The organism is Devosia sp. CN2-171 (genome assembly GCF_049354815.1).
Classification (GTDB): domain Bacteria; phylum Pseudomonadota; class Alphaproteobacteria; order Rhizobiales; family Devosiaceae; genus Devosia_A.
Genome location: NZ_CP186479.1, coordinates 180,416 through 191,872, shown reverse-complemented (window position 1 = coordinate 191,872; position 11,457 = coordinate 180,416). Strand labels below are relative to the sequence as shown.

Here is an 11,457-nt window from a genome sequence, read left to right as displayed (position 1 = left end):
GCCCGTGTTTAGGGCGGTGGGTGAGCGTACGGCTTGCGGTAGTCCGCCCTCTGCTGACAAACTGCCAGATATGGAAAAGTTGGAGCAAAGGTCGAGACGCATCTGGTTATTATCAGATCTGCATCAGGAGTTTCTTCGCGACCCAGTGTATGGCTCAGACGCTCTGACCAGATTTGACCCCACGCGTGTGGCGCCCAACGATTTCGACGTGGTCGTGCTAGCAGGCGACATCGATGTTCCGCTGTCGCGATCCATCGATTGGGCTGCCGAGCGCTTCGCCGGTGTTCCGATTGTGTATGTGCCGGGCAACCATGACTTCTACGTCGCGCCAGGCGATTCATCTCTCACTCTCGATGAATTGCAGAGTAACGGCAGAGAGGCCGCCGCTCACATTGCAGAAGCTCGTGGAAGTCGAGGCATGAACGACTACAAGAGCATCAAGCGATGGTCGACCAAGCAGCCGGGAAAGCGCAAAAGCCTCCGCCCGGAGGACACGATCGCTGCCCACTTCGATACCCGCCGTTTCTTGAGTGCAAGGCTCGAAGAGCAGCCAGCACGCACGACGGTGGTGGTTACACACCATGCACCGTTGGCCGAGAGCGTCGATGTAAACAAGCGCCTGTCGTGGTGCTACGCAAGCAGAATGGAGTACCTGTTCGACGGCGACTTCGGTCCGGACTTGTGGCTGCACGGTCATATTCATGACCCGGTGGACTACCAGCGAGGCACGACGCGAATAGTGAGCAACCCGCGTGGATACGCCTTCCCTGAGCGGCAATATCGACGCGAGTTCGATCCGGCACTAGTTCTAGAAGTGACGATCAGGGCCACCGACCAGCCCCACAGATGATCATGGGGCGTGGGATGGATGCTTCCCTCGCAGTCGGTTCCTGCCGCTCGTGTGCCCTCTCACCAGATCGGCATCATTCCCGGGAGCCGAAGTTTAAGATCGAAGTACTTTTAGCGAAGTAGAGCGGCAGCGGTGAACCGTTCATCCAGCATAACGAGGCCATAGCACTGCTCCTGATAGATTGAACTGGTGGCTATGCGCCTCGCCAATTCTGCGCGCGCCGGTTTTCAACTGAGGGGCTGACTATGGCTGACCGTCCTGACTTTCGCGTGCACGAACTCGATCGCCGCCAGTTCATGGCGTCGCTGGCGGCTGCCATTGCCGCGACCTCGTGGTCGACTTCATGGGCACAATCGACGCCGCCTGTGAATCCGGCCGACATCCAGAAGACGCACCAGGCGCTGTTCGACCTGTGGTTTCCACTCTCCGAACTCGGCCTGCCGCCGGTCGCAGAACAGGAGATCGCGACGCTCGCCACCGAGGTCAGCAGCGACACGCTGGCCGAGTTCGAGGCCATGTCCGTCGCCCAACTGCTCACGGGCTTCACCAAGCCGCAGCTGCTGCCCTTCTACGACGGCTTGCGCACCGCCCCCAATGAGGCGGTGCAGGCGTTCATCAAGACATCAGGCGGCTTTGGTGCCATGCCCCCCGCGCTGCGCGCGCCGCTGTTCTCGTTCCTCTTCGAGGGCAGCGCCGGTCCGGTGTCGACCGAAGTCGCCTCGATCCTGCGCGAGGCCTACCTCGCCTCGATCTGGGGCCTGAAACTAGCCCAGCCGCTTGCTAACTTCATCGCGCCACCCGTCTTCGTCAGCAACCCCGATGTCTACAAGGCGCTCAACGCCCCGCCGATCGCGCCCAGCCGCCTGACCTACGATGCGGCGAACAAGACCATCATCCATGCCGATGGGCCGATCGAATATCTCGTCATCGGCAGCGGGCCCGGCGGCGCCACGGTGGCGAGCCAGCTGCAGGCCGCGGGGAAGCGTGTCGTATTGATCGAGAAGGGCCCGTTTGTCGTCTGGGGTTCGATGACGACGCGGAGCTATCCGGCCCTGATGTACAAGAACGATATCGCCGCAACGACCGACAACGCGGTGATCATCCGCAGCGGTGAGACGCTCGGCGGCGGTTCCGCCGTCAATATCGACCTCGCTTTCTCGCCGCTCGAGTCGACGGTGCAAACGCGGATCAACGGCTGGATCGCCGATGGCCTGATGGACGGCACCTACTATTCGACCGAGCACCTTGCCACCGCCTACGAATGGGTGCGCCAAGCCATCGGCACGCGCACGCTGGCCGAGAGCGAGCTCAACAGCGACAACCAGGCGCTGTGGGACGGCGCGGCCGCCTATGGCGCCGATCCATCGCTCTACCACCTCAACCGCTTCCCGGTTGGCGCCTCCCCCTCGCCGGTGAACGACAAGCTCGATGCGGCGCGGCAGTTGCTCTATCCGGCCTTTGCCGACACCAACAACCCGCTGGGCGTCATCCCCGACGCCACCGTCGACGAGATCCTGTTCGACGCCAGCGGCCTCCGCGCCACCGGCGTCAGCCTGCACATGACCGTGCCCTGGACCAAGTTCCGGAACACCGTCACCGATCCCTCCAATCTCGGCATCCCGCCCGGGGTGCCGGTGACGATTGCGGCCGAGAACGTGGTGCTGTCAGCCGGCACGATCGGCACGACGCGGGTGCTGCTCAATACCGCCAAGGCTAACACGAAGGTCGCGAACCCCAGGATCGGCCATGGCCTGATCCTCCATCCCTCGGTGCCCTTGCTCGGCCTGTTCGACCGGGTCATCGACCTGCTCGAGGGGCTCGACAGCGCCACCTATGTCGCGTCGTTCGGCGCCTCGCCCGGTTTCATCTACGAGACCATGTCGGGGCTGCCCTCCTATGGCTCGCTGCTGGTCATGGGCAGCGGCAAGCAGGTCTACGAGGAGATGAGCCGGTTCAACAATTATGTCGGCTTCGGCTGCATGCTGGTCGACACGCCCTCGGACGACAACCGCGTGCTCCTCGACGCCACCGGCGACACCATCCTGCAGTACACCCTCAGCGACAGCGACAAGGCGAGGTTCCGTACAGGCGTCGCCATCGGCGTGCGCATGATGTTCCTCGCCGGCGCGACCAAGGTGATCATCCCCTCCAACGAGAACCTGCTGGGCCAGCCGGATTTCGATCCGATGGTGGGCGTCGCCTTCACCGACATCGCCCAGGCCGACCTGATCGACCAGAACCTCAAGTTCATCCCCAACCGCAACATCCTCACCTCCGCGCACCTGCAGGCGACCAACAAGATGGGACCGAAGGGTGTGGGCGTCGTGTCGCTGAAGCATCGCCTCTGGGCGGCCAATGGCGAGGAGGTGCCCAATGTCTACGTCATGGACAGCAGCATCTTCCCCACCTCGGTGGGCGCCAACCCGATGCAGTCGATCTATACCATCGCCAAGATCTTCTCGGAGCGGCTGATCGCCGGCATTCCGGAATAGATAAGGGGCGCAGGTGAGCCACAAGCCTGCGCCCCTCTCCTTTGTTCCAACCAGGGGCGTGGTCGGAACGGCCTGCGGATAGCGCGCGGGTCGCACCGCGCGCTGCCCGAGTTCAGTAAACGTAGACCGTAAGCTGGCCGCCGCTCTGCTGTGCGGCGAAGATGTTGCCGGCACGGTAGCCACCCAGTTGCGCCGCGAGGCGCGGGTTGCTGGCGATGATCTGCTGCACCGCCCGCACCTTCTCGCTCTTGGCCAGCACCTGCTGGACCTGGCCGCGGCGCTGGGCACAGACCTTCACCGGCACGACCTTGACGGTCCTGGCATTGCGCCAGGCGACGACCATGCTGCGGTTGATCTGGGCCTGGCCGGCCATGGCGATGATCTTCTTGGCGTCTTCGATCGGGCAGACCGCATTGGCTGCGCGCACGAAACCGGCACCACCACCACCACCGTTACCGCCCGGGCCACCGGGACCTCCCGGACCGCCGGGACCACCAGGACCTCCCGGCCCACCAGGACCGCCGGGGCCACCAGGACCACCGGGGCCGTTGCCGCCGTCGCCGCCCAGATCGATGTTGATGTCGCCTAGGTCGAGCAGGCCGCTCAGGTCGATATCACTCAACAGATCGCCCAGGCCGAGCCCGCCCAGATCGACACCGCCGAGCCCGAGGTCACCCACGCCCAGCCCACCAAGATCGGCGAGCTGCAGCGAGGACAGATCGAGGCCGGACAGCGTGTCGCCGAGACCGAGACCCAGACCGGTATCTCCGAGCAGATTGTCGCCAAGCAGGTTGTTGAGATCTACGGCACCAAGCAGGCCATCGGTGCTGAGAATGTTGTCGAGGCTGGTGTCACCCAGCAGGCCTGTGTCGCCCAGCAGATTGTCGCCGAGCAGGTTGCTGACACCGATCCCGCCGAGCAGGCCATCATCGCCGGTGAGGTCGAGGCCGAGGTCGGCGATGAGCCCGTCCTCGCTACCAAGATTGAGACCGAGGTCCGCGATCAGGCCGTCGTCGCTGAGATCGAGACCGAGATCGGCGACAAGACCTTCATCGCCGAGCAGGCCGCCGTCGCCGGTGAGGTCACCCAGACCGAGACCGATGCCGCCAAGCAGGCCGTCATCGCCGGTAAGGTCGCCCAGACCCAGATCGAGGTCGCCGAGCAGGCCGTCGTCGCCGGTAAGGTCGCCCAGACCGAGACCGAGACCGCCGAGCAGGCCGTCATCGCCGGTGAGGTCGCCCAGACCCAGATCGAGGTCGCCGAGCAGGCCATCATCGCCGGTGAGGTCACCCAGACCGAGGTCGAGATCGCCGAGCAGGCCGTCATCGCCCGTGATATTGCCGAGATCGAGATCGCCGACGAGGCCATCGTCACCGATCAGGTCGTCGACCAGCCCGGCATCGCCGGTGAGGCCGAGATCGAGGTCGCCCAGGTCGACGTCACCGAGATCGAGACCGCCGAGCAGTCCGTCACCGTCGCCGCCGCCGAGGACGCCGCCCAGCAGGCCATCGCCATCACCGCCGCCGACAATCCCGCCGAGCAGCCCGTCATCGCCGCCACCGAGGTCGAGACCGACTTCGTTGTCATCCCCACCACCGATATCAAGACCGATGTCATTGCTGCCATCGCCGTCGTCGTCGCCGCCCAGATCAAGGCCGATATCGCCAACGCCGAGATCGGCGTCACCGCCGCCATCGCCGCTGCCCAGATTGATGCCGAGCGAGCTGTCTTCGTCGGTGCCCAGGCCAATATTGACCAACGAGTCGTTGCCGGCATTGCCGTCGCCGACACTGACGATGCCGCCGACATCGACGCCGCCGTCATCGCTACCACCCAGCAGCCCACCCAGAACCTGCGCGTTCGACACCGTGGTCAACGCGCTGGTGGTAAGCAAGAAGCCAGCCAAAATGGCCATTTTCCGGTATTTCATGATTAGTCTCCTCTACAACTCTAAGCATGGAGACTAAGCGCGCCAACCTGACAGGAGGCTTTCAGCTAGACGTCACTTTCGTACGCGCAGATGCGTATTTGTTACAATCAAACTATATTTGGTAGTTGGTTGTTTGGATTTGAAAACAGCGCAAAAAAAGGGCGCGACATGTCGCGCCCTCGAAGTCCTGACTGTCCGGGAGGATCAGTAGACGTAGACCACCAGCTGGCCCTTCTGCCTCTGCACCGCGACGACGTCACCCGCGTCATACTTGGTGCGGCTGAGCGAGGCCATGATCAGCTGATCCTGCATCACCGCGCGCTGCAGGAGGTTGACCTTCTGGCTGCGGGCCAGGATCTGCGCCACCTGCTTCTTGGCCGCGGGGCAGAGCTTGATCGGCATGATCTGCACATTGGCGAAGCGCTGCCAGGCCTTGATCTCGGCCGCCGTGATCTTGCCGTTGGCCGCAACCTGCAGCAGCTGCTTGGTATTGTTGACCGCGCAGGTGATCTGGAACGTCGCGCCGCCGCCGAGGCTGCCGACCAGGATCGGCCCGTTCGGGTTATTCGGGTTGTTCGGATTCTCGGGATTGCTCGGGCCACCGGTGTCCGGATTCACGATGTCGAGGTCGAGATCGACATCGAGGCCGAGACCCAGCAGATCGAGGCTGATCACGCCCGTACTGGAGACGCCCGCCTTGACCAGCGGGTTGCTTCCACCAACAGCGGCACTCAGCACGTTGCCGTCGCCGCCAACATCGAGATTGACCAAGGCATCGTCGCCATCGTCGTTGAGCGATGCGATGCCACCGACATTCGTGCCGGTGCCGCCGGTGCCGGTAGTTCCGGTCACCCCGCCTACCGTGTCGGCTACTGTGTCGACCGTGTCGGTGACAGTATCGGTCACTGTGTTGGTCACGTTGCTCACGGTGTCTTTCAACCCACCGAGCAACCCACCAGCGATCGCCGAGCTAGCTACTCCAAATCCGGCGACGATGAACACCGACGCCAGCAGCACATGCACCTTGCCCTTCATGGACCTTCTCCTCGTGCCTCGACCCCCAAATGCTGGTCGATGTATAGGCATGTATGGGGTCACGTCAGAGTTCGTTTCGCAACATCCATCAATTTGACGTTGGTTGCACGATTCGCACGTCAATTTGAACAATTGCACAAAATACGCAATCACACTTAGCCGCGAATTGTCGTGATCCAGATCAGCAAATGTGCGTAGTTTGCCGACAATTACCTTCAAGCTTGAGTACAATGCGCAATGCCGCGCGCTGGCTCTGGCCCACATACGGACCAACGCTTAGTCGTGGACGCATAGTTTTCCGGACGTTTCTGCTCTGTGACTGGCCAAACCATCGGCAGACCCGCACTTCCGGGTTAATTTCCGTCAGGACAGGTTGACGCCGCGCCGCCCGAAAGGGGCCCGACGGGCTGGTTTTAGGGACCTGACGGGACGCTGACAGCTCACGCGCGGTTATGAACATCGGCGCCGGGCGGCAGGCGGCTGCCGCTCTCGCACCGCCCGAACCAGCCTCAGAACCGGCACTTCAGGCAACGTTGGGATACGCCAAATGCCGGATTTCCGATCTGGTACGAGATAACCCGCTACCAGATACCGAATTCTGCGTAAGAAGCGGTGGGGCGGGACAAAAAGAAGGCGCGAAGCCGAAGCTCCGCGCCCCACCGGCGTCGACGACAAGGGAGCGTCAGCCCTTCCCGCTTCGGCCGATATACCGCGCCGGTCTTGAATGCCGGCGGCTTGGAAAAGTAACGTCAGAGCGGTGGGAAGGTTGCGACAGTTTTATCGCAATGCGGCGGGCGCTTAGCCCTCGAGGGGCTGCAGTACGTGGGTTGCCTTGATGGCAGCCGAGGCCCGGTTTTCTACACCGAGCTTGGTGTAGACCTGCTCTAGATGCTTGTTCACCGTGCGCGGGCTCAGGCCGAGAATATCGCCGATGTCGCGGTTGGATTTGCCGCGCGCGATCCACAGCAGCACTTCGCTCTCGCGCTGGGTCAGGCCGAAATGCTGGCGCAAATGGTTGTCCTGGTTTTCGCCTGAGGAGGCAACGAGGCGGAACAGGTGCTCGTCCTGCCCGACTGCGCCAAGATAGAGCAGTTGCAGGCTGCGGCTGTTGCCCGGCTCGAGCGCGAAGCTCTCGCCCACCCTGCCCTCCGGCGCACTGGTCTCGGTGATCCAGCCCCGGGCGCGTTCGGCGAGGCGGCGGTTGCCAGCCCCGCCCGGCCCGATGCCCTCGATCAGCCGGCTGGCCTGCGGCGTTGTCCACAGCACCTCGCCGGCCGCCGATACCGCCATCAGGTGCCGCCCGGCCGCATCGAGCGCCACCCGGGCGCTCTGCGCCGAGCGGGCATTGGCGAGGTGCACCCGGATACGGGCGCGCAGCTCGTCGATATTGATCGGCTTGGTCAGGTAGTCGACCCCGCCCGACTCGAGGGCGTGGACCACGTGCTCGGTCTCGGTCAGCCCGGTCATGAAGATGATCGGCACATGCGCGACTTCGGGCGTGGTCTTGAGCCGCCGGCAGGTCTCGAACCCGTCGAGGCCGGGCATCACCGCATCCATCAGGATGATGTCGGGCGTGATCTGCCGGGCGATGCCGAGCGCCGCCTCGCCGCTGCGGGCGACGAGCACCGTAACACCCGAGGATTCCATGGCGTCGGTCAGGAACCCCAACGCCTCGGGAGAGTCGTCGACGACCAGTACGATCTCGCGGATGGGTTCCTTGTCAGTCATGCTCGCCCACGCTGTCCAGCACGTCCCTGTAGCCGTCCAGATCGAAAGCCTCAATGCGGGCGCGCAGCAATTCGACCAGCGGCGCGTTGGCTGGCTCCTCCGCCAGTTCCTTCAGCTTGGCGTCGATGCCGCGCACGTGGCCGATGCGCCCCAGATTCATCAGTTCGTCGAGATGGATGCCGCCCGGCGAACGAACGCGCGGCTTCGCCCTCCGCGCAGCATCGGCGGCCTTCCGCCCCGCCTCTTCCCGCTCCCATTCAAGATCGAGATGCGCGGCGATCTTGTCGAGCAGCTGGTTGATGCTGAAGGGCTTGGCGAGGCTGTCATTGTGCCCATGCTCGCCGACCGGCGTGCCGGTACCGGCGCCGTCGCCGATATTGGCCGAGAGCATCAGGATGGGCGCCGCATGGCCCTTGGCCCGCAGCGCATCGACCACTTCCCAGCCGCTCATCCCGGGCATGCGGATATCGACGAAGAACAGGTCCGGCTGGACCGCCTCGGTCAGCGTCAGGCAATCCGGTCCGTCGACGGCGGTGAGCACGGTGAAGTCGAGCGGCGACAGCATCTCGCGCATCATCTCGCGATGCTCGCTGTTGTCGTCGACCACCATGATGGTGCGGCGCGGGCCGACATAGCCGACGATCTTGCGGTCGAGCCCGGCCGCGGCGGCGGCCCGCTCGACCTTGGCCAGCATCAGCCGGGCCTGGAAGGTCGAGCCCTTGCCCGGCTCGCTCTCCACCTTGATCTCGCCACCCAGTGTCTCGGTGAGCAGCTTCGTGATCGTCAGCCCCAGCCCGATCCCCGGCGACAGCCGGTTGCGCTCGGCCTCGCCGCGCACGAACGGCTCGAAGATCCGGCTGAGCTCATCGGCCGGAATGCCATTGCCGCTATCGCCGATCCGGAAGGTCGCGACCTGCGATCGGTAGCCGATGTCGAAGTCGATAAAGCCCCGATCGGTGAACTTGATGGCGTTCGAGAGGAGGTTGACGAGAATCTGCCGCAACCGCTTCTCGTCCGTCCGCACGAATTGCGGCAGGCCGGCGGAGCGCCGGTGCCGGAACTCGAGCCCCTTGGCTTCCGCCTGCAACCGGAACATGTCGACGATCTGGTCAAGGAAATCGTGGATGTTGATCTCGTTGGAATAGACCTGCAGCCGCCCGGCCTCGATGCGCGAGATATCAAGCAGCCCGTCGATCAGGCCCGAAAGATGCTCGGCGCTGCGCCGGATCACCTGGATAGAGGACTTTCGACCGGCCGGCACCGCGTCGTCGCGCTCGAGGATCTGCGCATAGCCAAGCACAGCGTTCAGCGGCGTGCGCAGCTCATGGCTGAGGCCCACGACATAGCGGCTCTTGGCCTGGTTGGCGGCCTCGGCACTTTCTTTGGCCTTCTGCAGCGCCGCATCGGTCCGGCTATGTGCCGCGATTTCCTTGAGCAGCAGCGTATTCTGGCGTGAGCTCTCTTCTTCCGCCACCACCCGGCTGTCCTCGGCAAGAACGAAGAACCAGGTGACGATCCCCGCCACCACCGCGAAGACGAAGAACACCACCGCGATTGTTCCGCCCACCACCTCGGCCGTATCCGGCGCGGCACGCGAGGCGAAATAGTAGATCATCCCCAGCAGCGCGCCGATGGCGACCATCGACAGCCCGGCGGCGATGCCGTAGCGGCCGAGCCGCGTCTGCAGCTTCTCGATCGCCCATTGCGGGAGGATCGTCGCCGCCACCGCATGCGCCTGCGCCTTCATGTGCGCATGCGGCTTGCAGAGATCGTGGCAGCGCGCATCGAGCGAACAGCAGAGCGAGCAGATCGGCGCGGCATAGGCCGGGCACCAGGCCATGTCCTCGGGCTCGAACGGATGCTCGCAGATCGAGCAGGTCACCGACTCGAGCTTCGCCCACTGCTTCCGCGGCTTGCGCGCGAGGTAGTACTTGCCCTTCGTCGCCCAGGCGATCGTCGGTGAGGCGATCAGCGCCACCACCAGCGCAATGTACGGCGCGAGCGATGCCACCATCGGCCCGAACGCACCGAAATGCGCAACTAGCGCCACCGTAGCGGAAATCGCCATCGACCCCAGCCCGACCGGGTTGATGTCGTAAAGATGCGCCCGCTTGAACTCGATGCCCGGCGGCGCCAACCCCAGAGGCTTGTTTATGAACAGGTCCGCCGAGATCGAGCAGAGCCAAGCCATGGCGACGATCGAGAAGATGGTCAGCGTCGCCTCGAGCAGCTTGTAGATGCCCAGTTCCATCAGCAGCAGCGCGATGGCCACGTTGAACAGCAGCCAGACCACGCGCCCGGGATGGCTGTGCGTCAGCCGCGAGAAGAAGTTCGACCACGCCAGCGAGCCGGCATAGGCGTTCATGACGTTGATCTTGAGCTGGCTGACGACGACGAACACCGCCATCAGGATCAGTGCCAGCGTTTCGTTCGGGATGATGTAGCCGAAGGCGATGGCGTACATCTGCCCCGGCTCGGCCGCATGCTGCGGCGACACACCATGCGAAAGCGCCAGCACCGCAAGGAACGAGCCGGCGAGTAGCTTCGGCGCTCCCATCACCACCCAACCGGCCCCGGCGAGGAAGATCGCGAGCTTATGCCGCGTCTTGGTTCCCGGCGTCTCGGCCGGCAGGAAGCGCAGGAAATCGACCTGCTCGCCGATCTGCGTCATCAGCGCCAGGATCACCGCCGAGGCGGCGCCGAACTTCGCCACCTCGAACGGCGCGAACGTGCCCGGCTCGGCCGCTGCCTGCCCCAACCCCGCAAACGCCACCCAGATGTCGATCTTCTGCCAGTCGACCAGAGCGATGGCGATGAACGGCAGGATGTTGAGCACGATCCATACCGGCTGCGTGATCAGCTGGAAGCGGCTGATCAGCTTGACGCCATGCGTCACCAGCGGGATCACCACCACCGCACTGATGATGTAGCCGAGCCAGAGCGGCAGCCCGAACGCCAGCTCCAGCGCACTCGACATGATCGAGGCTTCGATGGCGAAGAGGATGAAGGTGAAGCTGGCGTAGATCAGCGAGGTGATGGTCGAGCCGATATAGCCAAAGCTCGCCCCGCGGGTGAGCAGGTCGACATCCACCCCGTGCCGGCTGGCATAGCGCGCGATCGGCAGGCCGATGGCCAGGATCGCAATCGAGGCGATGACGATCGCCACCATGGCATTGGTCGTGCCGTAGCTGAGGGTGATCGCCCCGCCGATTGCTTCGAGCGCGAGGAACGAGATGGCGCCGATGGCCGTATGCGAGATGCGCGTGGCCGAGAACTGCCGGGCCGATTTGGCCGTGAACCGCAGCGCGTAGTCTTCGAGAGTCTGGTTCGCGACCCATCGATTGTACTCACGCCGGACGGGAATTATCCGCTGTCGCGCCATCGCCCCTGTCTACAATCTCGCCAATTCGGGTATTTGCATA

At 64.0% G+C, this 11,457-nt stretch carries 6 protein-coding genes; 2 read left to right on the top strand and 4 right to left on the bottom strand.

The annotated features are described in order from the left end of the window. Positions 1 to 70 precede the first annotated feature (70 nt). The gene (locus ACOYW5_RS00955) at positions 71 to 850 is read left to right on the top strand and encodes a metallophosphoesterase (protein WP_423067400.1); all 780 of its coding nucleotides are present in this window, start codon (positions 71 to 73) and stop codon (positions 848 to 850) included. A gap of 245 nt (positions 851 to 1,095) precedes the next feature. Next, positions 1,096 to 3,342, top strand: coding sequence for a GMC family oxidoreductase N-terminal domain-containing protein (locus tag ACOYW5_RS00950; protein WP_423067399.1), 2,247 nt, complete (start codon positions 1,096 to 1,098; stop codon positions 3,340 to 3,342). 112 nt (positions 3,343 to 3,454) lie between these two features. On the opposite strand, the gene ACOYW5_RS00945 is transcribed toward ACOYW5_RS00950, so the two are convergent. The 4 genes from ACOYW5_RS00945 to ACOYW5_RS00930 form a co-directional block, all read right to left on the bottom strand. Then, positions 3,455 to 5,272: a hypothetical protein gene (locus ACOYW5_RS00945; protein ID WP_423067398.1), complete on the bottom strand. Its 1,818-nt coding sequence runs from the start codon at positions 5,270 to 5,272 to the stop codon at positions 3,455 to 3,457. 204 nt (positions 5,273 to 5,476) lie between these two features. Continuing rightward, positions 5,477 to 6,307 (bottom strand): hypothetical protein, encoded by an 831-nt coding sequence (locus ACOYW5_RS00940; RefSeq protein WP_423067397.1) that lies wholly within the window; start codon positions 6,305 to 6,307, stop codon positions 5,477 to 5,479. Between the two features lie 798 nt (positions 6,308 to 7,105). Beyond that, positions 7,106 to 8,035: a response regulator gene (locus ACOYW5_RS00935; protein ID WP_423067396.1), complete on the bottom strand. Its 930-nt coding sequence runs from the start codon at positions 8,033 to 8,035 to the stop codon at positions 7,106 to 7,108. After that, positions 8,028 to 11,417 carry an ATP-binding protein gene (locus ACOYW5_RS00930; RefSeq protein WP_423067395.1) on the bottom strand — a complete coding sequence of 1,130 codons (3,390 nt, stop codon included), beginning with the start codon at positions 11,415 to 11,417 and terminating at the stop codon, positions 8,028 to 8,030. Before ACOYW5_RS00930 ends, ACOYW5_RS00935 begins: the two co-directional genes overlap by 8 nt. Positions 11,418 to 11,457 lie beyond the last annotated feature (40 nt).

Bases quoted from the DNA above. Each gene is read 5' to 3' on its own strand.
- ACOYW5_RS00945 (WP_423067398.1), bottom strand. From the start codon at position 5,272: ATGAAATACCGGAAAATGGCCATTTTGGCTGGCTTCTTGCTTACCACC.
- ACOYW5_RS00950 (WP_423067399.1), top strand. From the start codon at position 1,096: ATGGCTGACCGTCCTGACTTTCGCGTGCACGAACTCGATCGCCGCCAG.
- ACOYW5_RS00955 (WP_423067400.1), top strand. From the start codon at position 71: ATGGAAAAGTTGGAGCAAAGGTCGAGACGCATCTGGTTATTATCAGAT.
- ACOYW5_RS00930 (WP_423067395.1), bottom strand. From the start codon at position 11,417: ATGGCGCGACAGCGGATAATTCCCGTCCGGCGTGAGTACAATCGATGG.
- ACOYW5_RS00935 (WP_423067396.1), bottom strand. From the start codon at position 8,035: ATGACTGACAAGGAACCCATCCGCGAGATCGTACTGGTCGTCGACGAC.
- ACOYW5_RS00940 (WP_423067397.1), bottom strand. From the start codon at position 6,307: ATGAAGGGCAAGGTGCATGTGCTGCTGGCGTCGGTGTTCATCGTCGCC.